23 protein-coding genes and 1 riboswitch are annotated in these 24495 nt (G+C 59.5%); of the genes, 11 read left to right on the forward strand and 12 right to left on the reverse strand.

Going from position 1 to position 24495, the window contains the following annotated elements; all coding sequences use genetic code 11:
• Positions 1 to 7: 7 nt before the first annotated feature.
• From I2H19_RS04275 to I2H19_RS04290, 4 genes are all read right to left on the reverse strand, one after another.
• Entirely contained in the window at positions 8 to 349 is a 342-nt protein-coding gene (locus I2H19_RS04275) for an arsenate reductase family protein (protein WP_022093957.1), read from the reverse strand.
• A gap of 12 nt (positions 350 to 361) precedes the next feature.
• Positions 362 to 985 carry a flavodoxin family protein gene (locus I2H19_RS04280; protein ID WP_195621488.1) on the reverse strand — a complete coding sequence of 208 codons (624 nt, stop codon included), beginning with the start codon at positions 983 to 985 and terminating at the stop codon, positions 362 to 364.
• A gap of 73 nt (positions 986 to 1058) precedes the next feature.
• Positions 1059 to 2588, reverse strand: coding sequence for a diguanylate cyclase domain-containing protein (locus tag I2H19_RS04285; RefSeq protein ID WP_195621489.1), 1530 nt, complete (start codon positions 2586 to 2588; stop codon positions 1059 to 1061).
• A 127-nt stretch (positions 2589 to 2715) separates the two neighbouring features.
• The gene (locus I2H19_RS04290; protein WP_195621490.1) at positions 2716 to 3012 is read right to left on the reverse strand and encodes an EAL domain-containing protein; all 297 of its coding nucleotides are present in this window, start codon (positions 3010 to 3012) and stop codon (positions 2716 to 2718) included.
• A gap of 128 nt (positions 3013 to 3140) precedes the next feature.
• Here I2H19_RS04290 and I2H19_RS04295 point away from each other — a divergent pair, with 128 nt between their 5' ends.
• Positions 3141 to 4010 (forward strand): patatin-like phospholipase family protein, encoded by an 870-nt coding sequence (locus I2H19_RS04295; protein WP_195621491.1) that lies wholly within the window; start codon positions 3141 to 3143, stop codon positions 4008 to 4010.
• A 297-nt stretch (positions 4011 to 4307) separates the two neighbouring features.
• On the opposite strand, the gene I2H19_RS04300 is transcribed toward I2H19_RS04295, so the two are convergent.
• From I2H19_RS04300 to thiM, 3 genes are read right to left on the reverse strand one after another with little or no spacing between them, the layout of a single operon-like run.
• Entirely contained in the window at positions 4308 to 5003 is a 696-nt protein-coding gene (locus tag I2H19_RS04300; RefSeq protein WP_195362042.1) for a thiamine phosphate synthase, read from the reverse strand.
• A complete protein-coding gene (locus tag I2H19_RS04305; protein WP_229055688.1) occupies positions 5000 to 5341 on the reverse strand; it encodes a thiamine-binding protein in 342 nt (113 codons plus the stop codon). The genes I2H19_RS04300 and I2H19_RS04305 overlap by 4 nt, the downstream gene beginning before the upstream one ends.
• A gap of 3 nt (positions 5342 to 5344) precedes the next feature.
• The gene (gene thiM, locus I2H19_RS04310) at positions 5345 to 6184 is read right to left on the reverse strand and encodes a hydroxyethylthiazole kinase (RefSeq protein ID WP_271745575.1); all 840 of its coding nucleotides are present in this window, start codon (positions 6182 to 6184) and stop codon (positions 5345 to 5347) included.
• Between the two features lie 51 nt (positions 6185 to 6235).
• Positions 6236 to 6346, reverse strand: a riboswitch (TPP riboswitch).
• 160 nt (positions 6347 to 6506) lie between these two features.
• Between thiM and I2H19_RS04315 the strand changes: the two genes are divergently transcribed.
• From I2H19_RS04315 to I2H19_RS04330, 4 genes are all read left to right on the forward strand, one after another.
• Complete coding sequence (locus tag I2H19_RS04315) at positions 6507 to 7415, forward strand: HAD-IIB family hydrolase (protein WP_195621492.1); 909 nt, start codon at positions 6507 to 6509, stop codon at positions 7413 to 7415.
• Positions 7416 to 7425: 10 nt separating this feature from the next.
• Positions 7426 to 8322 carry a LysR family transcriptional regulator gene (locus I2H19_RS04320; RefSeq protein WP_195621493.1) on the forward strand — a complete coding sequence of 299 codons (897 nt, stop codon included), beginning with the start codon at positions 7426 to 7428 and terminating at the stop codon, positions 8320 to 8322.
• Positions 8323 to 8477: 155 nt separating this feature from the next.
• Complete coding sequence (locus tag I2H19_RS04325) at positions 8478 to 9611, forward strand: 5-methyltetrahydropteroyltriglutamate--homocysteine S-methyltransferase (RefSeq protein ID WP_229089775.1); 1134 nt, start codon at positions 8478 to 8480, stop codon at positions 9609 to 9611.
• 123 nt (positions 9612 to 9734) lie between these two features.
• Entirely contained in the window at positions 9735 to 11069 is a 1335-nt protein-coding gene (locus I2H19_RS04330) for a uracil-xanthine permease family protein (RefSeq protein ID WP_195621496.1), read from the forward strand.
• A 60-nt stretch (positions 11070 to 11129) separates the two neighbouring features.
• Here the strand turns inward: I2H19_RS04330 and I2H19_RS04335 are convergent, their stop codons facing one another.
• Together I2H19_RS04335 and I2H19_RS04340 are read right to left on the reverse strand one after the other, a co-directional pair.
• Positions 11130 to 11795: an alpha/beta hydrolase gene (locus I2H19_RS04335; RefSeq protein WP_195621498.1), complete on the reverse strand. Its 666-nt coding sequence runs from the start codon at positions 11793 to 11795 to the stop codon at positions 11130 to 11132.
• A 137-nt stretch (positions 11796 to 11932) separates the two neighbouring features.
• Entirely contained in the window at positions 11933 to 13243 is a 1311-nt protein-coding gene (locus tag I2H19_RS04340; RefSeq protein WP_195621499.1) for an NCS2 family permease, read from the reverse strand.
• A 193-nt stretch (positions 13244 to 13436) separates the two neighbouring features.
• Here I2H19_RS04340 and I2H19_RS04345 point away from each other — a divergent pair, with 193 nt between their 5' ends.
• The gene (locus I2H19_RS04345; RefSeq protein ID WP_195621503.1) at positions 13437 to 13856 is read left to right on the forward strand and encodes a peptide deformylase; all 420 of its coding nucleotides are present in this window, start codon (positions 13437 to 13439) and stop codon (positions 13854 to 13856) included.
• Between the two features lie 131 nt (positions 13857 to 13987).
• The gene (gene bsh / locus I2H19_RS04350; RefSeq protein ID WP_195621504.1) at positions 13988 to 14953 is read left to right on the forward strand and encodes a choloylglycine hydrolase; all 966 of its coding nucleotides are present in this window, start codon (positions 13988 to 13990) and stop codon (positions 14951 to 14953) included.
• An 81-nt stretch (positions 14954 to 15034) separates the two neighbouring features.
• On the opposite strand, the gene I2H19_RS04355 is transcribed toward bsh, so the two are convergent.
• Both I2H19_RS04355 and I2H19_RS04360 read right to left on the reverse strand, forming a co-directional pair.
• Positions 15035 to 17284 carry a KUP/HAK/KT family potassium transporter gene (locus I2H19_RS04355; protein ID WP_195621505.1) on the reverse strand — a complete coding sequence of 750 codons (2250 nt, stop codon included), beginning with the start codon at positions 17282 to 17284 and terminating at the stop codon, positions 15035 to 15037.
• A gap of 138 nt (positions 17285 to 17422) precedes the next feature.
• Positions 17423 to 18334 carry a DMT family transporter gene (locus I2H19_RS04360; protein WP_195621506.1) on the reverse strand — a complete coding sequence of 304 codons (912 nt, stop codon included), beginning with the start codon at positions 18332 to 18334 and terminating at the stop codon, positions 17423 to 17425.
• Between the two features lie 118 nt (positions 18335 to 18452).
• Between I2H19_RS04360 and I2H19_RS04365 the strand changes: the two genes are divergently transcribed.
• Complete coding sequence (locus I2H19_RS04365) at positions 18453 to 19310, forward strand: LysR family transcriptional regulator (protein WP_271745582.1); 858 nt, start codon at positions 18453 to 18455, stop codon at positions 19308 to 19310.
• A 201-nt stretch (positions 19311 to 19511) separates the two neighbouring features.
• Positions 19512 to 20993, forward strand: a complete 1482-nt coding sequence (locus I2H19_RS04370; RefSeq protein ID WP_271745587.1) for an aminotransferase class I/II-fold pyridoxal phosphate-dependent enzyme — start codon at positions 19512 to 19514, stop codon at positions 20991 to 20993.
• Between the two features lie 75 nt (positions 20994 to 21068).
• Here I2H19_RS04370 and I2H19_RS04375 read toward each other — a convergent pair whose 3' ends face one another.
• A complete protein-coding gene (locus tag I2H19_RS04375; RefSeq protein WP_195621508.1) occupies positions 21069 to 21479 on the reverse strand; it encodes a peptide deformylase in 411 nt (136 codons plus the stop codon).
• A gap of 270 nt (positions 21480 to 21749) precedes the next feature.
• On the opposite strand from I2H19_RS04375, the gene I2H19_RS04380 reads away from it, so the two are divergent.
• Entirely contained in the window at positions 21750 to 23099 is a 1350-nt protein-coding gene (locus I2H19_RS04380; protein WP_229089776.1) for an MFS transporter, read from the forward strand.
• Between the two features lie 152 nt (positions 23100 to 23251).
• The gene (locus I2H19_RS04385) at positions 23252 to 24163 is read left to right on the forward strand and encodes a hypothetical protein (RefSeq protein ID WP_195621511.1); all 912 of its coding nucleotides are present in this window, start codon (positions 23252 to 23254) and stop codon (positions 24161 to 24163) included.
• Positions 24164 to 24495 lie beyond the last annotated feature (332 nt).

The following is a 24495-nucleotide window of genomic DNA, read 5'->3' on the forward strand; positions in this document are numbered from 1 at the left end:
ACACAAGCTACTCCCAGGCTCCCCATACATCGGGGCAATAACCGACGGTGGCCTTTTTGCCGTTGCGCACGATGGGCTCGGCTAGAACCTGCTGGTTCTCGAGCAGCTTGTCGAAGCGCTGACTGGGGGTGAGATGCTGAATGAGCGCGAGCGTCTCCTCGTCCTTGGCTTTGGGGTTGAGCAGCTTGTCGATACCGCCGACCGCCTGCATCACGCTCGTGAGCTCGCCCTTGCTCATCTCCTTTTCCTTAAGGTCGATAAACTGCACCTTAATGCGGCGCTCTTTAAAATAACGCTGTGCCTTCTTGGTATCGAAGGACTTCTTGGTGCCGAAGATTTGAATATTCATGGTCCCGCCGTTCTACCTGATAAAGTTGGTGCGCTCGCGATCGGCTTCGGGGGCTTCGATGCCGGCAGCCTGTCCTGCCTCGATACAATGCAGGAGCCAGGCCATGTTCTTGCCGATGTTGCGCATGGTGGCCAGACCCTCGGCATCTCCGTCGGCGTCGCCGGGCACGCAGCCAAACACGTTGTTCCAGTACGTGGACGCTACCACAGGCATCTGGTTGATGGTGAAGTACTTGTTGAGTACGTCGAAGGTCGTCGACGTGCCGCCGCGACGGGCAACGGCGACGGCAGCGCCCGGCTTGTGTGCAAAGGCCTTGCTGCCAGCATAAAACGCGCGGTCGAGGGCCGAGAGGATGCGGCCGCTGGGGTGCGCGTAATAGACGGGCGAGCCAAAGACAAAGCCGTCTGCCTGCTCGGCGGCGGCAATGAGCTCGTTGACCTCGTCGTCGTCAAAGGTGCAGCGGTAATCGAGCTTGCCGCACTGACCACAGCCAATGCAGTCGCGAATGGGCTTGGCGCCCAGCTGGAACACCTCGGTATCGATACCCTCGGCATGCAATTGCTCGGCGACTTCGGCAAGCGCGCGAGCGGTGTTGCCGTTTGCCTTGGGGCTACCGTTGACTAAAAGAACCTTCATCACAAACTCCCTCTGCTTTTGGTGACTTCTGCAGAGGATTATCGCACGATGGGGGGGCGGCGCGGGCGCGGCGCTAATCCAGTTTGGTACCTGGCACCTGCACGGCTTTCCCGAGCAACGCTTTGAGCTCGTTCAAAATGGAAACGGGCTGACGGTCGACGCCGTCCAGATGGAGCGTGGCCACGCGAATGGGCGGCTGATATTCAAGCGAGCCGATGAGCACGGGAGTACCCAGGAACCGTTCGATGTCGCTTGCGATCTCGTCGATTGCCTCGGGGCCGAGCTCATCGAAGAGTGCCACGAACATCGGTCCCGTTGAGCGGAACAGGCGGCCCTTGCCGCGCGAACAATCCATGAGGCAGGCGGCGCTTTCGGCGAGCACGCGGTCGCCTGCATCGAATCCAAAGCGGGCATTGACCTCGGCGATATCGTCGACCTTAATGGCAATAAAACCTGCCTCGTGCGGCACGTGGCGCATCTCTCCAATAGCGTTGACCAGTGCGTGGACATCGCCCAGGCCCGTTACTGAGTCGGTCGTATCCGCTAGGCTTCGGTTGATGATAATGCCCACGTACATGTTGGGCTCGGTATCGGTGCCGTCCAAGCGGTAGCCCGTGCAGTCGCAAAGCACGTATTTTCCGGTGGCGTCCATTACGCGATACTGCATGTAGTGGAAGTGCCACGTGCCGTTTATCACCATGTCGAGCTCGGCGCGTACGTTGTCGCGGTCCTCGGGGTGAACGCGGGCAAGCCACATGTCGAGTGAGTTAAAAGGGTGCTGGGAGGGCAGGTCAAAATCGCGCACGGCGTTAACCGACCATTGCGATTCTCCCGTATCGAGATTGAGGATAAACGGATAGCGCATCTCGGAGCTCATGGAGATCGCTTGGAACACCCGGTCGTTGCAGGGAAGCTGATCGACGATTGGGCGTTGCGGCGCGTCATCGTCTTTCGGTTGCTGCACACGATGCATAAGCTTATAGCGATACATCTTGCGATCGGCATCCATCGTCATCTGGCGACGCGTGTCGCCAGCAAGTGGATCGACGCGCGAGCAGCCAAAGCTAAAGCTGCCGATCATGGGCGCCTTGCCACCTGAGCTCGCCTCGATCAGCCTGGTACGTACCTGCTCCAAGCGCTGCTCGAGTTCAATCTCGTTTGCGGAGAGCGAGATAAGCACAAACTCGTCTCCACCGATACGGAACAGCATTTCATCGTGCTCCATGGTTTCGGAGAGCGTGCGGCAGATGCTCAGAATATAGCGATTGCCTTCGGCGTGGCCAAACCTATCATTGCAATGCTTGAGATGGTCGATGTCAATATAGGCGCAGGTGAAGGGGTCGCCTTTGCGCCAGAGTTGCTCGACGTGACGGTCGAATCCGTTGCGGTTGCCCAAGTTGGTGAGCGGATCGATATAGGCGTTGCGCTCAAGCAGCTGGCGCTCTTGTTGCAGGATGGCATGCGTCTTTTGCAGTTGCTCGCCAACGGCGCGTAGCTCAGCAGGCAGCGCGGCAACATCGAGTTCGGCGGTCGAGACGCCGTTCGCAAGTCGCTGAAGATAGGCAATAATCGATTGCTCGCCCAGGCGATATGACTCGTTCATGATGGATAACCTCCTTGGGCGGAACAACGGTTTGTATCATATCCCCAATTCGGTTTGAATTGGGGATATAAGTTAGCTAATGGAGACAAATATCCCCTTCGACGGTGGCGTTTTGCGCGCGAGCGTATCAGTTGTTATTGCCACCATCGAGCAATGCCTCAAAATCCTTCGCCGGCATGGGGCGGTAGCAGAGGAAGCCCTGAGCGTAGCGGGCGCCCATTTGTCGTAGCATGTTCGCCTGCTCATTTGTCTCGACGCCTTCGACCACGACGGGCAGATGGAGCGACTGCGCCATTTCGAGCATCGATGAAATGATTTGCGTGCTGCGGCCTTGATCGCGGTCGGTGGGCACAATCTGCCAAATGTGCTTGTCGAGCGTCACCATAAAGCCGCTTTCCTCGAGTGCGGGGATATGGGTGCACATGCTGTGGGCGGCTATTATTCGACAGGCGGTAGCGCGACGATGCGATGTTCGATAAAAATGCGACTGGGACGATATATGTTGACGGGTATACTTGTCCCGGTTTAAAACGCAGGAACGGAGATGGTCGCATGGCACAGTCAAATATGACGCGCACGGTGGGGCTGGCGCTCGAGGGAGGCGGCTACCGCGGTATGTATACGGCGGGCGTGCTCGACGTTTGGATGGAGCACGGTTTGACCTGCGACCATATGGTGGGCGTCTCGGCGGGCGCGGCATTTGGCTACAACTTTAAATCGCGCCAGATCGGCCGCGCCATTCGCTATAACAAGGCCTATTGCGCCGACAAGCGCTATGCGAGCGTGACCAGCTGGCTGCGAACCGGCGATATGTTCAATGCCGACTTTGCTTATCACGAGGTGCCTATCGAGCGCGATCCCATCGACTTGGAGGCGTATCGCGCCTGCCCCATGCGATTTACGTGCGTGTGTACCGATATCGAGACGGGCAAGGCCGTCTACCACGACCTGCCGTATGGCGACGAGCGCGATATCGAGTGGATCCGGGCGTCGTCGGCAATTCCCGTGGCGACGCGTCCTGTCGCCATTGAGGGCCGCAAGTACCTGGATGGCGGCGTGGCCGATTCCATTCCCAGCGCTTGGCTGTTTGCGCAGGGGTATGACCGCAATATCGTGGTACTCACGCAGCCGGCGGGCTTTGTGAAGCAGCCCAACAGCGTGATGCCCATGCTGCGGCGCGTGTTCCGTCACTATCCGGAGTTTGTCGCAGCGCTTGAGCACCGGCATGAGGTCTACAATGCCACGCTCGATGACCTGGCACGTCGCGAGGCTGCCGGCGAAATCTTTGTGGTACGGCCGAGCGAATCGGTGAAGGTGCCGTCGCTGTGCCGCGAACCGGATGAACTTGAGCGCATCTACCAGATCGGCCGTCACGATGCGGAGGCGACCTTGCCGGCGCTGGAAGCGTATCTGGCAGAGTAGAGCAAACTGCCGTGGACTCGGCGGAAAGCGCATCCCGGAATCGGCGCTAAAAATGGGATGAGGTTTCCGCGAGAGGCCCGTAGCGGAAAGCGCGCCCCGGAATCGGCATCCAAAACGGGATGCAGTTTCCCCGACGGCGGGTTTTGGAAACGGCGTCCCAGAATTTGCGCCTGGAATGGGATAGGGTTTCCCAACGGAGCCGCATGCGGAAAGCGCATCCCGGAATGGAGGTCCAAACCGGGATGCGCTTTCCATTGCTGAAGATATGAGGCCGCGAATCAGTTGCTCGGCCTGAGCCTATGCCTGCTGCCAGGTGTCGACAAGCTCCTTGGCCGCGGCGTAGGGGTCATCGGCGCTGCAGACGGCGCTCACCACAAAGAAGCCGTTGACGCCGGTGGCCTTGAGCTGCGGCAAGTCGGCTGTCTTGACGCCACCGCCCACCACGATGGGCACGGGGCTTGCCGCGTGGAGGGCGGCCAGGTCCTCAAAGCTCTTGGTGATGATAGAGCCGTCGGCCGCGCGTCCGCAATCGCGCTTGGTCTTGGTCTCGTGGAGCGGGCCGATGCCCAGGTAGTCGACCAGGCTCATGTCGGCGGTCTTGACGTACTCGAGCATCTCCTCGCAGCGTGCCGAAAGGCCCACGATGGCATCGGGGCCCAGAAGTTTGCGGCAGACCTCGACGGGAATATCGCTCTGACCCACGTGCACGCCGTCGACGGCGATGCCCTGCTCGCGCGCGGCAAGCACGCAGTCCAGACGGTCGTCGATCAGCAGGGCGACCTGACCGGTCTTGCCGGCCTGTGCGATTGCCTGTGCGGCATCGCCGGTCAGCGCAATGATCTCGCGGGCGCTTGCCATCTTGGAGCGCACCTGGATGCAGGTAAAGCCGGCGTCGAGTGCCTGGGCCACCACATCGCCCACGGGGCGTCCGAGCGTGTTTTCGGGGCCGAGTACCAGATAGGCCGAGATATCAAGGTTGTCGCGGATGCTCATCGTGCTTCCTCCTGCTTTTTGATCTGTGCTTCCATGCGCTCGAGCTTGCCGGTCATGGTGTCGGTAAATCCGGGCCGAATATCGGCTTTGAGCACGACTTCGGTGCGGATGCCCTTGCTCGCCAACACAAAGGTTGCGTCGCGCACGACATGCATGACCTCGTCCCAGTCGCCCTCGATCTCGGTGAACATCGAGGTGGTGCGGTTGGGAAGGCCGCTCTCGCGAATGACGCGCACGACCTCGGCGACCTCGGCGGACAGCTCGTCGCCGGTGCCGCACGGGGCGATGGCGACGGCGACGAGCGTGTTCATGCCGGTATTGGTTGCGGGATCGGACATGGCCTATGCCTCCTCGAGCTCGAGTCGGTTGTCGGCAATGTCTTGGGCGGTCGCGCGGTAGAGTTCGTCGATAAAGGCGACCTTAAAGCTTGCCGGGGCATCGGCGACAGCGGCGGCACGCGTGCCGGCAACGTTGTAGACGGCGGTGCCGCAGATGGCTGCCGTAAACGGGTCGGCGGCACAGGCGTACACGGCCAGCACGCCTCCCTGCGAGCAGCCGCAGCCGGTGATTTTGGACATGAGCGGGCTGCCGCCGTGGGACTTGGCCACGGTTGTGCCGTCGGTTATCAGGTCGACTTCGCCCGAGACCACAACGGCGCCGCCGGTGTAGCGGGCGAGCGCCACGGCGGCATCGCGGGCGGCGTCTACCGTGTCGGTGGTATCGACACCGCGTACACGGCTCAGATCAGCTGCCTCGCCCTCAAGACCCCACAGGCCGGCGAGTGCGATGATCTCGGAGGCGTTGCCGCGCACGATAGCGGGCTTGTACTGCTTGAGCTCGTTTACCAACTGGGTGCGCAGGCTGCCGATGCCCAAGCCCACTGGATCGAGCACCCAGGGCTTGCCGGCGTCGTGTGCCGCCTTGGCCGCGCGGGGAATTGTCTGCTCGTAGATGGGGAAGAGCGTGCCCATATTGAGATAGATGGCGCCGCCGCCGGCAACGAGTGCCTCGCCCTCGTCGGGCAGATAGACCATGGCGGCCGATCCGCCCACGGCGAGCTGCGCGTTGGCGACAAAGTCGATCGTCACCGTGTTGGTGATGGAGCCGGCCATCGGATTGGTGGCGCGAATCTCCTCTACGGCCTTGACCATATGTTGTTTAAGCTGTTCCGAATCAATCACTGCACATGCCTCCTTGGCATAGAAAAGGGGCGCTGTGCATAGACAGCGCCCCTGTAAAGGCGGCATGCTCCCTACGCCAGCATTAACTGACAGGTTCAAAGGATTGGGCCCCATGCCCTCTCAGCCTTGTGGTTTGCACCGCCGGCACTCCCGCATCGAATCTGTTGCTCCCTATACTAGCGCACCTGCCAAATAGGGACAGGTTTATTTTGGTAGGTGGCAACAGGGGCGTTGCATTTTCCCAGATAAAACCTGGCAAAATAAACCTGTCCCTTATTGGCAGGTCGTTACAATGGTTACGGTGAAAATGACGGGGGGCTCTATGATCAAACTTGTGCTGACCGATATGGACGATACGCTGATTCCGGCTGGACATGACGGTGTCAGCGACTACGCCATTGGGGGTATTCATGCCATGCAGGCGGCGGGTCTGCACTTTGGTCCGGTTTCGGGTCGTCAGCCGTCCGCGATGGGCTGGATGTTCAAAAATCGTTCCGAGTGCTTTTCGACTGGCGCGTTCTGTAACGGCCAGGTGATGTTTGTCGACGGCGAAGTAGTCGCTTCGCGCGCAATCGATAACGATGTCCTTATGCGCTTAGCCGATTATTTTGAACAGGAGACCGACGATACGTATTTGAAGGTCTACCGTCTGGGCGATGACTTTTGGAATAACGATGCCTATTGCGTGACAAGCGATCCCGAGCGTGTGCGTCGCGCCATGAAGTCAGGCGGCAACGCGTGGCTCAAGGGCGAAGAGGCTCCCTGTTGTCCTGTCGTTGACGATGCCCCGGTATACAAGGCGAATATCTGGAGTGCCCGTTCGCGCGAGGAGCTCGCCGAGCTGCGCGAGCGTGTTGCCGCTGAGGTGCCGGAGCTCTCGCTCGTGTTTCCCAACAACCGCGTGCGCCTGTTCGACGTTCTTCCGACCGACTGGGACAAGGGCTGCGCTGCGCTGGAGCTGGCGCGTGCTTTGGGCCTGACGCCCGACGAGGTGGCCGTATTCGGCGATTCCGATAACGATTTGCCCATGATCGATGCTGTTCCCAACTCCGTTGCAGTCGCCAATGCCAACGAGGCCGTCACGGCTGCCGCACGCTGGCATATCGGCGCTGCGGCAGATGATGCGGTTGCCGGGGCTCTGCATCAGATTGTCGCCTGCGCCGCGACGGGGGAGATGCCGTCGTTTATGAGCCAAATGGACACGGCGGGTTTCGACGTCACAAACGTCTAGGGAGAAAGCCATGAAGCTCCAGCAACTCAGATATGTTGTCAAAGTTGCCGAATGCGGCAGCATCACCGAGGCCTCGCGCCGGCTCTTTGTGTCGCAGCCTTCGATTACCGCGTCGATCCGCGATCTCGAAAACGAGATGGGTGTGCACATCTTTGAGCGCACCAACAAGGGCGTCATTGTGTCCGAGGAGGGCGAGACCTTCTTGGGCTATGCGCGCCAGGTACTCGACCAGGCCGACCTGCTCGAGGGCAAGTACAAAGGCGCGTCCGAGCAGGTGCCGCACTTTAGTGTGAGCTGCCAGCATTATTCCTTTGCCGTTAATGCGTTTGTCGATGTAATCCGCGAGTTCGATGCCGCGCGCTACGACTTTACCCTGCGCGAGGAACAGACCCACGAGATTATCGAGGATGTCGCGCACATGAAAAGCGAGCTGGGCATCCTATATCTGTCCGAGCACAATCGCGAGGTCATCGAGCGCATGCTGGCGGCCAACGAACTCGTGTTCGAAGGACTCTTCTGCGCCACGCCGCATGTCTTCGTCTGTGCCGACCATCCGCTGGCGGGCCGCTCCAGCGTGACGCTCGAGGATCTGGAAGACTACCCGTTCCTGTCCTACGAGCAGGGCAGCTACAACTCGTTTTACTATTCCGAGGAGCTGACCTCGACGTTCGAGCGTCGCAAAAATATCCGCGTGCGCGATCGTGCGACGTTGTTCAATTTGGCCATGGGCCTCAACGGCTACACGGTATGCTCGGGCGTGATCAGCCACGAGCTCAACGGCCCCGGCATTATCTCGATTCCGCTCGACGTGGACGAGTACATGGAGATTGGCATCATCACGCGCAAGAACACGACGCTCACGCGCTACGGTCGGGCCTATATCGACGCGATTCGTCAGCATATCTAGGCTGCTGTGCTCCGCACGGTTCAAGTCTCTTTATGACAGTCCAGACTGATATAGGAAGCATCTATATCAAACTGTTATAAACGTATATTTTACGATGGCCATATGAACGCTCATACTCTGTCCCAGTAAAGCAACCAATGCAAAGGGAGATATCTATGAGCACTTCGATTCAACCGAACGCGCCGTTTCGTGCCGATATCGTCGGCAGTTTTCTTCGTCCGCAGGCTGTAAAGGACGCCCATGCCGCCTATGTCGCGGGTAAACTCGACGCTTCCGGCCTTAAGGCCGTCGAGGACGAGGCCATCCGCGACTTAGTGGCCAAGCAGAAGGCTGCCGGCTTGCAGGTGATTACCGATGGCGAGTTCCGCCGCAGCTACTGGCACCTCGATTTTATGTGGGGACTCAACGGCATTGAGCGCCGTACCTCACGCACGGGTTATATGTTCCATGACGAGGAGACGACGGCCGACACCGCTGTGGTTACCGGTCCCATTAGCGGCGAGAACCACCCGTTCGTCGAGCATTTTAAGTTTGTCAAGGCGCTTGAGGGGGAGGGCCAGGTCGCGCGTCAAACCATTCCGGCGCCGATCCAGACGTTCTCGGAGGTTACGCTCGACCGCTGCGATGGACAGCAGGAGAGTCTGCGCGCCGTCTACAAGACCGATGAGGAACTTGCCGACGCCATTGCAGCCGCTTATCGCACGGTGATCGCCGACCTGTACGCAGCAGGCTGTCGCAACATCCAGTTTGATGACTGCACCTGGGGCATCTACTGCGATACTGATTTTGTCGCCAAAACCGGCATGAGCCCGGTCGACCTGCAAAAGGTAAGCGAGCTGGGCGTGGCGCTCAACAACGCCGCCATCGAGGGCAAGCCCGACGATCTGGTCATCAACACGCACGTGTGCCGCGGTAACTATCACTCCACGTATGCCTTCGAGGGTGGTTACGATCCCATTGCACCGTACCTGTTTGCGCACGAGGATGTCGACGCGTTCTACCTTGAGTTCGATACGCCGCGCGCCGGTGGCTTTGAGCCGCTCAAGTATGTCGCCCCCGGCAAGAAGGTGGTGCTGGGACTGGTCACTACAAAGGCGGCTGAGCTTGAGGACGAGGACGTTATCGTCGAACGTATCCAAGAGGCCGCAAAGTATGTGCCGCTCGAGAACCTGTACCTGTCGCCCCAGTGCGGCTTTGCCAGCTGCGAGATTGGCAACAAACTGACCGAGGACGAACAGTGGGCAAAGATCGCGCTGGTCAAGCGCATTGCCGAGCGCGTTTGGAAGTAACGCTACCGCTTGCAGGTGACGGCGCGTGCGAGACATGGCGTATCACGTACAATGGTTCGGATCGTATCGTTCGGGCAGGTTATCCGATATGCCTGATCGCCCTTCCATTATGAAAGGACTTCCATGTCCCAATCCTCGACGCCCGCCGTCACCGATGCCATCTACGATGCATCGTCGCTCGGCCGCCCGCGCATGTTCGTGTTGGGTTTGCAACACATGTTTGCGATGTTCGGAGCCACGGTGCTCGTGCCCGTGCTCACCGGCCTTTCCGTTTCGGCGACGCTTCTGTTCGCCGGCATCGGCACGCTGCTGTTTCATTTTCTATCGCGCGGTAAGGTGCCCGCGTTTCTGGGCTCGTCGTTTGCCTTTATCGCGGGTTATGCCGCCATTGCACCCAACGGCGAGGCCGAGCTTTTGCCCTACGCCTGCCTGGGCGTTGCCTGCGCCGGCCTGCTCTATCCGGTGCTGGCGGCGCTGTTCCGCGCATTTGGCGCCAAGCGTGTCATGCGCTTCTTTCCGCCGGTGGTGACCGGTCCCATCGTCATTTCCATCGGCCTGATCCTGGCGAGCTCTGCCATTGCCAACTGCCAAACCAACTGGCTTGTTGCCGTTGTCGCCGTGGCCGTGATCGTCATCTGCAACATCTGGGGCCGCGGCATGGTCAAGATCGTGCCGATTTTGCTGGGCGTTGTGGTGAGCTATGCTGTCGCGGCGGTGCTGGGCGAGGTTGATTTTTCGGGCGTTGCCGCCGCTCCGTGGGTCGGTCTGCCCATCGTGTGGGACAACACCGTGTTTGCGCTCTTTGGCCCGCAGTTCGATAGCGGTCTTGCCACGACGGCTATCATCACCATCATGCCGCTGGCCTTTGCGACCATGATTGAGCACATTGGCGATATCTCCGCCATTGGCTCCACTTGCGAGCGTAACTACATCGCCGATCCTGGTCTGCATCGCACGTTGCTCGGCGACGGCCTTGCCACGATTCTGGCTTCGCTCTTTGGCGCTCCGGCCAACACTACGTATGGCGAGAACACCGGTGTGCTTGCGCTTACGCGCGTGTTCGACCCGCGTGTGATTCGCATTGCCGCCTGCTGCGCCATCGTGCTTTCGTTCTGCCCCAAGTTTGCTGCTGTAATCGCTGCTATGCCGGCGTGCGTTATCGGCGGCGTGTCGCTCGTGCTCTACGGCATGATCAGTGCCGTGGGCGTTCGCAACCTTATCGAAAACCAGGTCGATTTCCAGAACAACCGCAACGTGCTGGTTGCGGCTCTGGTGCTCGTGCTCTCGCTCGGCATTGCCTACAGTACCGCCGGTGCCATCGTGCTGGAGCTGGGCGGCGTGACGATTTCGCTTTCGGGCCTTGCCGTGGGCTCGCTGGTGGGCATTGTGCTCAACGCCATCCTGCCCGGTAATGACTTTGAGTTCGATACTTCCGAGCTTGAGGAGACTACTGAATAGTAGCTGCGTTCAGCCAAATTATAGATGGCGTCCATGCGTATGTACGCGCGGACGCCATTTTTAATGCGTCAGTATCCAGTGGATGCCGCGCGCCATGCGCAGGTCAGTTTGGGCAAAGTGATTGCCGGGGTTGAGCTCCAGTGTTGTTGGAATGTCGCGCTCGATAAACAGCTCTTCCATCGCACGCGTATCGTCGAGTACGTGCCGCATCATGCGGTTGGGCGTCTTGGTTTCCTTTTTACCGAGCGACAGATAGGCGGCGTCGGGCGTGGCTGTCATCGTGCGCTCGCGCGCGTAGTCGATAAAGCCGGGGAACCACAGCGACCCCGATGCACTTGCCGCGCGTTCAAAGACATCTGTTTGCCAAAGTGCCCACAGTGAAAAAAGACCCGCCAACGAGTAGCCGGCAATGCCGCGCCAGGTGGGCGGGCAGGGAAGTGATGATTCGGCCTCTGGGATTATCTGCTTCAACAACTCGTCAAGAAAACCAGCAGCCTGTCCACCAAAGGGCTCGGCATCTCGTATAGTTCCCTCACATTCCCAGGGGCTAAGCTCGCGATTCCAATCGAGCCCTCCAATGGCGACAAGGGTGAATGGCGGGCAGTCGAGCTCTCGGCAGCGCTCGTAGACTTCACTACCGTCGCCCATAACCACGGGGAGGTAGATGACGGGCGCGCCTTCCGCACACTCTGAGTAAACGGTTATCTGCTTATGATGCGCTTCCAAGGCAGGCTTCTCTCGGTGTTGTGATATTGACAGCCTCAATTGTCGCACGCTGGCGCGGGGGCAGACGCTAAAAGAAAGGCGCGGAGCCGCTCGATGCGACTCCGCGCCTTGATGTTCTGCTTTAGCAGACTATGCCGTTACGCCACGAAGAAGTAGACGAGGAAGGCAAGGGCTGCGATCCACATGAGCGGCTTGATCTTGGAGGCCTCGCCCTTAAAGAGCGCGACGATCACGTAGGCGATAAAGCCCAGGCCAATGCCGGCAGAGATGGAGTAGGTGAAGGGCACGCCGGCGACGATCATGAACGCCGGGAAACCCTGCGACACGTCGGACCAGTCGATCTCGGAGGCTTCGCTCATCATGAGGTAGCCGACGTAGACCAGAGCACCGCAGGTGGCGGCGCTGGAAACGATGGTGACGATGGGGGAGAAGAACGCGGCGAGAATGAACAGCACGCCGGTGGTGACGGAGGTGAGGCCCGTGCGGCCACCGTCGGCGGCGCCGGAAGTGGACTCGACGAAGGTGGTGATGGAGGAGACGCCCATGAAACCGCCCACAGCAGCGGCGGCGGAGTCGACGATCAGGATCTCCTTGATATTCTCGACGTTGCCGTCGTCGGTGAGGAACTCGCCCTGCTTGGCCACGGCCATCGCGGTGCCCATAGTGTCGAAGAAGTCACTCATGAGCAGCGAGAACGAGATGACGAGGAGCGTGGGGTCGGTAAGGACCTTGACGATGGCGGGCACGCCGCCGGCGTCGGCGATGGGGCCACCGATGCTCGAGAAGTCGAGCGGGGCGATGATACCGGTCGGAGCATGGGTCACACCTAGGGGGATACCGGCGATGACGGCGACGACGATGCCGATGAGCAGCGAGCCGGGGACGTTGCGGCAGGCGAGGGCGACTGTCACCAGGATGGAGATGATGCCGACGATGAAGGTGGGGGAGGTGATGTCGCCCAGACCGACGAGTGTACCGGCGCCAGAGGTGATAATGCCGGCATCGCACAGGCCAATCATGGCGATGAACAGGCCCAGACCCACCGAGATGGCGTGACGCAGGACAACCGGGATGGCGTCCATGATGGCCTCGCGCAGGCCACAAAGCACGAGCAGCAAGATGACGATACCCTCGAGGAAGATGACGCTCATGGCCACGTGCCAGTCACCGCCGCAGACGGTGGTGGTGATTCCAGCGATCATCGCGTTGACGCCTAAGCCCGACGCGCAGGCGAGCGGGCGGTTGGCGAAGATGCCCATGCAGATGGTCATGATGCCGGCGCCCAGGCAGGTGGCGCAGGCGAGCGCTCCCGCATCGATGCCAGCGCCCGAGAGCACCGCGGGGTTGACGGCGATGATGTAGGCCATCGCCAGGAATGTTGTCAGTCCAGCGCGGAGTTCGGTCCCGATTGTGGACTTGCGCTCGCTGACGTGAAATAGTTCGTCCATGCATACCCTTTCCTTGCTCGGCCCCGAGTTTAGGCCGATTGACACGAACTCAACTACTATATCGCCTTTGAAAGGCTGATGTTCCTCGCATGTTGATGTTCGGCGCTTTGTAGCAGACAGACGGTATTTTTCGCATGAAAATGTGTGGGTACCGTATACTTAAGCAGTTACAACGACCCCTATGGAGGAACGTATGATTAAAGAGCTCTGCCACGACGAGGCTATTCTGTCCCAGCGTTGCGAGGTCGCGACCGTCGAGGACGAGTCGGTGGCACAGGACCTGATCGATACCATCAAGTCGCTCGACGATGCCGGCTGCCTTGCCGCCAACCAGATTGGCGTCACCAAGAAGGTCTGCGTCTACCTGGACGATGCCGGCCAGCCCCATGTGCTCTACAACCCCCGTCTGGTGTTTGGTCTGGGCGCCAGCAAGATGGAGGAGAGCTGCCTGACGCACGAGGAGGTCACCAAGTCCACGCGCTACATCAAGTGCAAGGTTGCCTTTGACCAGATCGTCGACGGCAAGATGCGCGAGCGCAAGCAGGACTTTGTGGGCTTTGAGGCACAGATGATCCAGCATATGATCGACCACTGTCTCGGCAAGTTGGTCTAAGGGGACCAAAGCACCGCACTTCGTCTCTTTTGGCCCGGGCATGACATTGTTGTCATGTCCGGGCTTTTGTGTTTAGCGCCTTTTTGTTTGGAGACAATGAAATTAGCAAGAACGTAAAGCTAGGAGGCGCTATGTGTACGAGTATTCGATTTACTGATAATTCTGGCCACATGTATCTGGGCCGCAATCTCGACTGGAGCTTTGACTACGGCCAACAGGTTCGCGTGATGCCGCGCGGGTTTCACATTCCGTATTCGTTTATCGACGACGCGACAGCGGCGCACGCGGTGATCGGTATGTGCATCGATTACAGGAACTACCCTATGTTCTTCGATTGCGGCAACGATGCGGGCCTCGCCGTGGCGGGTCTCAATTTCCCTGGTTATGCCGAGTATGCCGATGACCCTGTCGACGGTAAGACCAATATCGCGGCCTATGAGTTTCCCCTGTGGGTGGCAGCGACGTTCTCGACGGTCGATGAGGTCGAGGCCGCGCTGCGCGACACGGTGATTGTCGCCAAATCTGCCGGAGAGGGGCTGGGCGTGTCGCTGCTCCATTGGATTATCGGCGACAGCCAGCGCAGCATCGTGGTCGAGATGATGGCTGACGGCCTGCATGTATACGACGATCCGGTCGACACCCTTGCCAATCAGCCCACCTTCCCGTGGCACATGGAAAACCTGCGCACCTATATCACGGCCACAAGCGATTTTCCGCAGACGGCGACATGGCGTGGCGTCGAGCTCAAGCCCTATGGCGCGGGTGCCGGCATGCGCGGTATTCCGGGTGACTGCTATTCGCCGAGCCGTTTTGTAAAGGCGGCGTACCTCAATGCCAATTACCCGCAAAAGGAGAGCGAGACCGAAAACGTCGTCCGCATGTTCCGATCGCTCGAGGGCGTGGTGATGATTGAGGGGGCGTCTAGGATGGGCGATGGCAAGTTCGAGAAGACTATCTATACCGGATGCTTTAGCGCGCGCACGGGCAATTATTACTACGCGATGTATGGGGATCCGTCGATTCGCTACGTGAGCCTGATGGATGCCGAGGGCGCGAGCCCCGATAAGCTCGTGGTTCCCGAGCCACGTCGTTCGTAGCCGATAGCTTTACTGCAATGCAAGGCGGCCCTGCGTCTCTCGTGAGGTGCAGGGCCGCTGTCGTCAATGGCTGGTGGCGTGTTAGAAGTTGGCGTCGTTGAGCTGGGTGCTTTCGAGTCCGTCGAGTTGTTGTTGCTCGGGCGTATCGGCGACGCTCTCGAGCAACTCGGTGGGATCGACGTTCATGTTCCTACCGGCTTCGTTGCCGTTGACCAGGTCGTCCGAGAAGATGTCGACTTCCATTTCCTCGGCCTCTTCGATCAGGATCTCGAGCGGCACCTGGGTGCGTACGAGCTTGACTGCCGGACGCATGCGGGCAAAGAGCGGTACGTACTCAATGATGATGGCCGAGTTCTCGAGACCATACCAACGTGCCGGGCTTCCGCAGGCGCGGCGGACGGCGTACTTGATGGCCATCACGCGGTGGTCGTTGCGGTTGATGTCCGTTTCGGGGGCAAGCATCTTGCGCAGCATGCAAAAACGGAAGTCGCCCACGTTGCCGCGTGTCTCGTAGATAGAGTAGGTGTGATGCTGCGGCGGCAACTCACCCGATGCCATCAGGTCGCCAACGATCTGGCGCAGGTAGGCATTAACGCGCTGGTTGACCTTAAAGCCCAGGTCCAAGCGCACGCGGAACAGGAAGTCTGTGCCAAAGGTCTCAACGGAATACTCGTGCGTATAGGGCTCATCGGTGACATGCACGTTAATGAACCAATATGCCTTGGCGCGCTTGGGGTGCTTGTCCAGGATGGAATAGAGCACGTCGCGGTCGAGCGTGAGCGGGTCGGGGCTGTTGGTGAGAAATACCAGATTGTCAGCGAGCACGGGATAGGTCTCGTCATTGCGCAGGCGGTTGAGCTGGTCGATGTACTTGGAGACGGGCAGCAGAATCGTCTGCGTGCGTTCGATGGCAGTACCGCGGCGCCACACATACATAAGGCCAAACAGCAGTGCGGCCAGGAAGATCATGACGTAGCCGCCGTCAAAGAACATGGTGAGGCACGAAGCGAAGAAGCACAGCTCAATGGCACCGAAGAGCAGGGCGAAGACGCAGGCACCCAGCTTGTGCTTGAGGACGCCGGCGATGTAGCTCGTCAAAAGCGTCGTGGTCATGAGCATGGTCACGGTAATGGCGAGGCCGTAGGCGCTCTCCATGCGCTCGGAGTTTTGGAACAGCAGCACGATGAAGACGCAGCCGACCCACATGATGTTGTTGACGAGCGGAATATAGAGCTGGCCCTTGGTGTCGCTGGGGTAGTGGATGCGCAGATGCGGCATAAGGTTGAGGCGCGTGGCCTCGGATACCAGCGAGAACGAGCCGGTGATGAGCGCCTGCGAGGCGATGATGGCCGCTACGGTCGAAAGCACGATGGCAAAGGGGCGCAGGGGCTCGGGAAGCATCATGTAGAACGGGTTGATGATGTCCATCGCGAGCATCTGGGGATTGGAGTTGTTGGCGAGCAGCCAAGCGCCCTGACCCAGATAGTTAAGGATGAGGGTCGCCTTCACGAACGGCCAGGATGCGTAAATGTTAGCCTTGCCCACGTGACCCATGTCCGAATAGAGCGCCTCGGCACCGGTCGTCGACAGAAAGACAAAGCCGAGCACCATGATGCCCGAGTGGTTGATGGGCGAGAACAGGAACATAATGCCGCGGATGGGGTTGAGCGCACGCAGGATGGATAGGTTGCCGAGCATGTTGAACAGGCCGGCGCCAGCCAAGAACAGGAACCACAGCGTCATAAGCGGGCCGAACATCTTGCCGATTGACGAGGTGCCGGCGCGCTGCATGGCAAACAGGCCGCAGATAATGATGATGGTGATGATGATGACGTTGGTCTGGCCGTCACCCAAAAGCGCATGGCCCCACTCGATAGTGCGCAAGCCCTCGATGGCCGTGGTAACCGTGACGGCGGGGGTGAGGATGCCGTCGGCGAGCAGCGCCGCGCCGCCGATCATGGCGGGGAGAATCAGCCATGGCGCCACCTTGCGCACGAGACTGAACAGGGCGAAGATGCCGCCTTCGTTGTGGTTGTCGGCCTTCATGGCGATTACCACGTACTTGACCGTGGTCACGAGCGTCATGGTCCAGATGACGAGCGAAAGCGCGCCCAGGATCATGTCCTCGCTGACGGTACCGATGCCGCCGTTGTTGGCAACGATTGATTTCATGGTGTACATGGGGCTCGTGCCGATGTCGCCATAGACGACGCCGAGCGTTACGAGCAGCATGCCAGCGGAGAGGGGGATGGCTCCGTGCCCGCCTTGCCCGCGCTGGTCTTGGAGGTTTGCCTCCAGTTTGTTGTGTGCCACGAGGACTCCCTTAGACATCCGGTTATCTGTCTAGGACAAAAACTTTATGCCGTCTTTATACATACAAGAGCAGTTTGGCACATCGGGTTATTTTAGACAATAATCCTCAGCTGGGGATTATTTATCTACGCAGGTAGCATTTCAAAGCAGGGGCTTTTAAGCACGTACTGTCTGGGCGATGCCAGCCTTGGCGTTTGCGCGTTTGCCGGCGAGTTCGCAAAAAATCGCGCCGCCGATGATAAGCGCGGCGCCCATCAGGCGGACTGGTGTTATGGCTTCACCCAAAAGGGCGGCCGAGAACACGACCGCCGAAAGCGGCTCGAGGTAGCCGACGACGGCGACGGTCTGGACGGGCAGCTTGGCGACGGCGCTAAAGTAGAGCAGGCAACCAATGCCGGTGTTGACGACGCCGAGCATAGCGACGGCGCGCCAATCAATACTGGCGGCGACGCCGGCGGACAGGAACGAGGGAGCGCCCTGCGTGATGAGCGTGAGGACCAGCGCGGTCACAAAGGCCGCGCTCACCTGGAGCGCGGAGTTCTCGAGGCCTTCGATGTGCGGCGCGCCCTTGCTTGCGATGACCATCAACGCATAGCAAAATGCCGAGGCGATGCCGCAGACGATGCCCGCAATGGGCATATTGCCGCCTAGACCTTGCGCCGCAATGAGAAAAGCGCCGCAGGCGACGGCGATAAACCCGGCGATTTTGCCGCCGGTCAGCTTCTCGCCAAAGATAAACGGCGAAAGGGCCATGACGATGATGGGGCCGCAGTAGTACAGCAGCGAGGATACGCCGACGCCGATTGTCTGATAAGCGCGGAACAGAAAAATCCAGCTGGCGCCCAGCGCGGCTCCCGAAAGGAGGAGGGCTGCGGCTTCGCGAGGGCGAGATGGCGCCTGCAACTTATGGCGTTGCGTAGTGACGAGGATGACAATGAGTGAGAGCGCGCCCAAAAACGTGCGCAGGAGCACGATATCGGAGCTCGGCAGCGCGATGACAGCGGCAATGATGCCGTTGGAGCCAAACAATAGCAATGCTGCTAAGTACGTAAACAGTCCGTTGTTCATGCGCTGACATCCCCTCTATATCCGAGCATGTTCACTATGGGTGAACTGGCTTTAGAAGAAAAGCGAATATAATGCATGGCAAACATGACAAGAACTCATGCGAAGGTGGAGACGTGCCGTGGAAACGAATATTCAAAAGATGCAGGTGCTGCTCGAGACGGTGCGTGCCGGCAGCTTTACGCGTGCTGCAGAGCGGCTGAGCTATTCGCAGTCGGGCGTGAGCCGCATGGTGGGCGACCTTGAGGCGGACTGGGGTTTTAAGGTGCTTGATCGCAGCCGCGAGGGCGTAGTGCTTTCTGCCGACGGGCGGCAAGTTATGCCGGCGGTCGAGGCGCTCTGCGAGGAATTCACTCGCTTGCAGCGACGGGTGGATGAGATGCGTGGGCTCATGCGCGGCAAAATCTGCATCGGTACGTTTTCGAGTGTGGCGACCCACGTGCTGCCGCCGGTGATTGCGCACTTTCGCGCCGATCACCCGGACGTCGATTACGAGCTGCTGATGGGCGATTATTCAGAGATTGAACAATGGGTGGCGGAAGGTCGCTGCGACCTGGGCTTTATTCCGCGCGAACCACGCGGCGCCGGCATGGCGTCGCGGCCGTTGGTGCAAGACGAGCTGATGGCCGTGGTGCCAGCGGACTCCTCGCTTGCCACCGCGGAGGTCGTTTCCCTTGCCGATTTGGCCAACGAGCAGTTTATCCTGCCGGAACGCGGTAGCGACGACGAGATTACGCCGCTGTTTCGCCGCGCGGGCCTGGCGGTGCGCTCTAAGCTGTCGACCTGGGATGACTATGCGATTATGGCCATGGTCGAGGACGGCCTGGGCGTGAGTATTCTTCCCGCGCTCATCTTGCGCCGTTGTCAGTTCGATGTTGCCGTGCGTTCGCTCGAGGGACATCCCCATCGGCAGATCAATGCGATATATCGCACGGCTGACGTTTCGCTTGCCGCCGCTCGATTCCTTGAATACCTCTAAACGCGTACACGCCATTGTCCGCTTTGGGCAAACCTCGGAGTTCGGTACGTTTTCTTATGAAATTGAACTTTCGAATGAGGCGCGGCGCTATACTGCTTACTAAATTGAACATCGGTTCAATTCGTGTTCTATAAATTGAACTTTGCCAGCGAGGAGGTTCCTGTGGCCCAAGAGACGTTTAGCGATCGCCTGCGACAGGCTATGTCCGATCGCGACGTTCGCCAGTCGGACGTGATCCGCGCATCGGAGATGCTCGGCAAAAAACTCGGCAAGAGTCAGATGAGCCAATATGTGAGCGGCAAGACGATCCCGCGGCGCGATGTGGCTGAGCTGCTCGCTCGTATTTTGGAGGTCGATGTTACCTGGCTGCTTGCCGGCGACGCCGATCAAGGCGAGGCATCATCACCCCGCAACGATTCCAAGCCCGAACCCCATCCCTCAGCTCAAATTGCAAGGAGCACCACCATGCGTACTTTTTCTAAATCCACCAAGCTCGATAACGTCCTGTATGACGTGCGCGGTCCCGTCGTCGACGAGGCCGCCCGTATGGAGGACGAGGGTGAGCGCATCCTCAAGCTCAATATCGGTAACCCGGCGCCCTTCGGTTTCCGCACGCCCGATGAGGTCATCAAGGACATGCGCCAGCAGCTGCCCGACTGCGAAGGCTATTCCAACTCGCGTGGCCTGTTCTCCGCGCGCAAGGCGATCATGCAGTATTCGCAGATCAAGGGCCTGCCCAACGTTCAGATGGAGCATATCTACACGGGCAACGGCGTGTCCGAGCTCATTCAGCTTTCGATGAACGCGCTGCTCGACAATGGCGACGAGATTCTGATCCCCAGCCCCGACTATCCGCTCTGGACGGCGTGCGCAACCCTTGCCGGCGGTCATCCTGTGCACTATCTGTGCGATGAGCAGGCGGATTGGTATCCCGACCTGGAGGATATGGAGTCCAAGATTACGAGCGCGACCAAAGCCCTCGTCATCATCAACCCCAACAACCCCACGGGTTCCGTCTATCCGCGCGAGGTGCTCGAGGGCATCGTCGAGGTTGCACGCAGGTATCAGCTGATGATCTTTGCTGATGAGATCTACGACCGCCTGTGCATGGACGGCTACGAGCACGTCTCGATTGCCTCGCTCGCTCCCGATCTGCCCTGCGTCACCTTTAGCGGTCTGTCCAAGTCGCACATGATCGCGGGCTATCGTATTGGCTGGATGGTGCTTTCGGGCAACCAGCGCTGCATGAGCGACTTCATCATGGGCATCAACATGCTCTCCAACATGCGCCTGTGCTCCAACGTGCCGGCTCAGTCGATCGTTCAGACGGCGCTCGGTGGCCATCAGTCCGTCAACGACTACATCCGCCCCGGCGGCCGTGTCTACGAGCAGCGCAACTTTGTGTATGAGGCGCTCAACAAGATTGACGGCATCTCGGTGGTTAAGCCGCGTGCGGCGTTCTACATCTTCCCCAAGATGGATGTGAAGAAGTTCAACATTACCGATGACGAGCAGTTCGCCCTTGACCTGCTGCACGAGAAGAAGATCCTGATCACGCGCGGCGGCGGCTTTAACTGGGCTGAGCCCGACCACTTCCGTATCGTGTACCTGCCGCGCATGGAAGTGCTCAAAGAGTCCCTCGAAGACCTCGCCGACTTCTTCGACCATTACCGCCAGAGCTAGTGGGATAGAAGTTCCGCACTATGAAAAGCTCCCTGCAGTTGTTTTGCTGCAGGGAGCTTTCTTGAATCGGCGGAACTAAATAACGATTCCGCAACAGTGGTCGATTTCGTGTTGGATGATCTCGGCGGTGTAGCCCGAGAAGTTTTTGATGCGGTGGACGAAATTCTCGTCCAAATACTCAACCTTAATGCGGCGATAGCGAGTACAGGGGCGCTCGCCGGAAAGCGAGAGACATCCTTCGCTCGTCTGATAGGAATTGACCTGCTCAAGAATTTGAGGGCTGTACATCAGCAGCGCCCTGTTGCCGTCCTTTACGCAGATGATGCGTTTGCGCACGCCAATCATGTTGGCGGCAAGGCCCACGCACTCGTGCTCATGCTCATGGAGCGTATCCAGGAGGTCCTGCCCGGTCGCGGCATCGTCGGGCCCCGCGTCTTCGGAAGGCAGGCGCAAAAAGAACTCGGATTTCATGATGGGCTTAATCATGGCGGGCTCCTCATGTCTCGTGCTTTCGTGGACTTTTAATAATAGCGCGGAAGGAAAGCTGCTCGTCCGCGTTACAATCTTTCGACGTTGGACCATGTTGCCAGACTCGTCGCGTGCGGCGTCTGGCGTAAGTCTAGGGCTCATTCTCGCCCTGGACTGTTCCTCTGGGGCGATGTGACTGTCGTTCCAAGAGGAAGGAAATGCATGGGGAGCAAATCTCAGCAACAAGTTCAAGTAGCGCCATCGGCCACTGCGGCGTTTCTCGTCGTAATGTATATTGCAGCCTTTGTCGCCGCGTTTAACGAGAACATTATTAACGTGGCGTTGCACGACATCATGGCGGTCTTTTCGGTGAGCGCTACCACGGCGCAGTGGCTCGTTTCGGGATACATGATCGTGACGTCGATCTTTACGGCCATCATGGCCTTTCTGTCCGGTCGTTTCTCGACGCGCAAGCTGCTGTTTTTCGCATGCGGATGCATGGTCGCCGGAGAAGTTCTGTGCCTGGTCGCCCCGTCGTTTACCGTTTTGCTGCCAAGTCGTATTTTGCAGGCTGCGGGATCGGGCATCTTGTTTCCGCTCATGATGAATGTGGTGCTATCTTGTGCTCCGCGCGAGAAGCTCGGTCTGTATCTGAGCCTGGGCGGTGCCTGCATTACGCTAGGGCCGGCGTTTGGGCCCGTGATTAGTGGTCTTATGTGCACGTTGTTTGGCTGGAGGGCGGTGTTCGTAGTGCCGCTGGTGGGCGGTGTCGTGGTCGCCGCGGCGGCAGCAAAGCTCGTTCGGAATGTCGGAGAGCGCTCGAACACCACGCTTGATATTCTGTCGGTTGTTTTGCTCGCCGCCGGCATTACGGCATTTGTGTATTCCGTAGGCGAGTTCTCGACCAATCTGATTGCCGGCATCGTGGCTCTTTTCGCCGCCATTGTGCTGCTCGGCCTATTTGCGGCCCGCCAGCTCAAGCTCGAGCATCCGGTGCTTAACGTGCGTCCCATGGCGAGCGGTCGCTTTTGGCCTGCGTGCCTGCTTGTGGTGGTGTCGATGATGACGACGTTCTCGATGAGCGTTTTGTTGCCGCTCTATTTTGAGGGCGCATACGGCATGACCGCACTTGTTGCGGGCCTGCTCATTTTGCCGGCGATTGCCTGCAACGCCGTGACCTCGATTGTGGGCGGACGCGTGATGGACGCCCATGGCGCATGGCCGCTGCTGCCGGTCGGCTTTGCCCTGATTGCCGTGGGACAGATTGCAATCTCGATGACGGCGGCAAGCATGAACATCGGCGTCGTCGTGGCGCTGACCGTTGTGGTGTATGCCGGAGTCGGCCTGGTGCTGAGTCCCTCGCAGACGGCCGGCTTGGAGACGCTGCCTGCCGCTGAGCATCCTCACGGAACGGCATTGCTCAACACGTGGAACATGATTGCCGCATCGTTTGGCCCGTCGCTGTTTATCGGCCTGCTCTCGAGTTCTGCCGCGACCGCCGGCGCCGCTGGCGCTGCGTCCGACGTTGCCCAGGCGATTGGATTTGCAGCTGCCGTGCGTGTGGCGGCTGTAATTGCCGTGGTCGGGTTCGCGACGTCGCTGGTGTACGCTCGTCGCGAGTCGCACATGTCGCATTAATGTGTGCACATAGATTCTGCAGCTAGATTGGATGGCGACACCATAAACTAATGGACGTTTTGCCGAGAGGCATGAATGTTTAAAGCGCAAAGAGTGCGCGACGGGCCCCGCGAATGGGGCGATGATGCCCGAGAGGGCCAAGAAGGAGTCTCATGTCCGAGAACGAAGAGATCATGAACGAGACCGAGAACGAGACCGTGGCTGCCGAGGTCGAGGCAGTCGAGACCGTGGAAACCGAAGCTGCCGAGGTTGAGGTTGCTGACGAGGTTTCCGCCGAGGAGGAGGCCGAGGTTGTCGAGGCCGCCGTTGATTACGATGACGAAGAGCTGATGGACAAGATGCAGAAGGCCGCCCGTCTGCTGCGTAGCCGTCGCTTTGCTATTTCCAAGGAGGAGGAGGCCAAGGCCGAGCGCATGGCGAACATCGAGCGCGCCATCAAGCTCCTTGACCTCAAGCCCAAGATGGAGCAGAAGGAAATGTCCGACCTGCTGGGCATGCGCCTTCGTGAGCTCGATGGCCTGATGGCCGAGGCCGAGGCTGCCGATCTGGTCGGCCGCATCGACGACGCCGAGGGCGATATGCGCAAGATTGTTGTCTTCGCCGCCGAGGATGCCGCTGAGGGCCTGGTCGAGCTTGCCAACAAGAAGGAGAAGCTCCTGCCCGAGCTTTCTTATGAGGAGGCCACCGAGCTGATGGCCGCTCTCGATAAGGTTATCGCTCCGCTCGTCGCCATGGGCCTGGACGAGGACCGCGGTCCTCGCGGCGGTCGTGACGATCGCGGTGGCCGTGGCGGCGACCGTGGCGGTCGCGGCGGCTTTGGCGATCGCGGTGGCCGTGGCGGTGACCGCGGTGGCCGCGGTGGCGATCGTGGCGGCCGTGGCGGCTTTGGTGACCGTGGCAGCGACCGTGGCGGTCGCGGCAGCTTTGGCGGCAACCGTGGTGGCTATGGCGATCGCGGTGGCAACCGTGGCGGCTTCGGCGGCAACCGTGGTAACGACCGTGGCGGTCGCGGTGGCGATCGTGGCGGCCGCAACGGTGGCGGCTTCCGCGGCAACCGTTTCTAATTGGTTACGCGGTTCTACGAACCGCGTAACCAGTTGACGCTGCGCCCTTAGGTTCCGCCGTTCTAACGAACGGCGGACCGGTCGACGCTGCGCGACGTCCAGAGCGACAATTTGTCATTCAAAAGGCAAGGCATGACCAGAAGGTCTATGCCTTGCCTTTTTCATGCCAACTTGTTCGCTCTGGACGTCGCTCGCTGGCGTGTGCTCAACCTGCGATGTGGCAGATGGGGACGTTCCTTTTAATATGAGCAGGACATTGTCAAGAGGCAAAATCGGGCCTGGCCCCAACGATATGGGGTCAGGCCCTCTCCCTATATCAACCCGTCCGCGGC

The organism is Collinsella aerofaciens (genome assembly GCF_015560135.1).
In the GTDB taxonomy this organism is placed as follows: Bacteria; Actinomycetota; Coriobacteriia; order Coriobacteriales; family Coriobacteriaceae; genus Collinsella; species Collinsella aerofaciens_AN.

Bases quoted from the DNA above. Each gene is read 5' to 3' on its own strand.
- I2H19_RS04355 (WP_195621505.1), bottom strand. From the start codon at position 17,284: ATGTCTAAGGGAGTCCTCGTGGCACACAACAAACTGGAGGCAAACCTC.
- I2H19_RS04290 (WP_195621490.1), bottom strand. From the start codon at position 3,012: ATGTGCACCCATATCCCCGCACTCGAGGAAAGCGGCTTTATGGTGACG.
- I2H19_RS04295 (WP_195621491.1), top strand. From the start codon at position 3,141: ATGGCACAGTCAAATATGACGCGCACGGTGGGGCTGGCGCTCGAGGGA.
- I2H19_RS04345 (WP_195621503.1), top strand. From the start codon at position 13,437: ATGATTAAAGAGCTCTGCCACGACGAGGCTATTCTGTCCCAGCGTTGC.
- I2H19_RS04280 (WP_195621488.1), bottom strand. From the start codon at position 985: ATGAAGGTTCTTTTAGTCAACGGTAGCCCCAAGGCAAACGGCAACACC.
- I2H19_RS04315 (WP_195621492.1), top strand. From the start codon at position 6,507: ATGATCAAACTTGTGCTGACCGATATGGACGATACGCTGATTCCGGCT.
- I2H19_RS04375 (WP_195621508.1), bottom strand. From the start codon at position 21,479: ATGATTAAGCCCATCATGAAATCCGAGTTCTTTTTGCGCCTGCCTTCC.
- I2H19_RS04340 (WP_195621499.1), bottom strand. From the start codon at position 13,243: ATGGACGAACTATTTCACGTCAGCGAGCGCAAGTCCACAATCGGGACC.
- bsh (WP_195621504.1), top strand. From the start codon at position 13,988: ATGTGTACGAGTATTCGATTTACTGATAATTCTGGCCACATGTATCTG.
- I2H19_RS04385 (WP_195621511.1), top strand. From the start codon at position 23,252: ATGTCCGAGAACGAAGAGATCATGAACGAGACCGAGAACGAGACCGTG.
- I2H19_RS04380 (WP_229089776.1), top strand. From the start codon at position 21,750: ATGTATATTGCAGCCTTTGTCGCCGCGTTTAACGAGAACATTATTAAC.
- I2H19_RS04330 (WP_195621496.1), top strand. From the start codon at position 9,735: ATGTCCCAATCCTCGACGCCCGCCGTCACCGATGCCATCTACGATGCA.
- I2H19_RS04275 (WP_022093957.1), bottom strand. From the start codon at position 349: ATGAATATTCAAATCTTCGGCACCAAGAAGTCCTTCGATACCAAGAAG.
- I2H19_RS04325 (WP_229089775.1), top strand. From the start codon at position 8,478: ATGAGCACTTCGATTCAACCGAACGCGCCGTTTCGTGCCGATATCGTC.
- I2H19_RS04360 (WP_195621506.1), bottom strand. From the start codon at position 18,334: ATGAACAACGGACTGTTTACGTACTTAGCAGCATTGCTATTGTTTGGC.
- I2H19_RS04320 (WP_195621493.1), top strand. From the start codon at position 7,426: ATGAAGCTCCAGCAACTCAGATATGTTGTCAAAGTTGCCGAATGCGGC.
- I2H19_RS04305 (WP_229055688.1), bottom strand. From the start codon at position 5,341: ATGTCCGATCCCGCAACCAATACCGGCATGAACACGCTCGTCGCCGTC.
- I2H19_RS04370 (WP_271745587.1), top strand. From the start codon at position 19,512: ATGTCCGATCGCGACGTTCGCCAGTCGGACGTGATCCGCGCATCGGAG.
- I2H19_RS04285 (WP_195621489.1), bottom strand. From the start codon at position 2,588: ATGAACGAGTCATATCGCCTGGGCGAGCAATCGATTATTGCCTATCTT.
- I2H19_RS04300 (WP_195362042.1), bottom strand. From the start codon at position 5,003: ATGAGCATCCGCGACAACCTTGATATCTCGGCCTATCTGGTACTCGGC.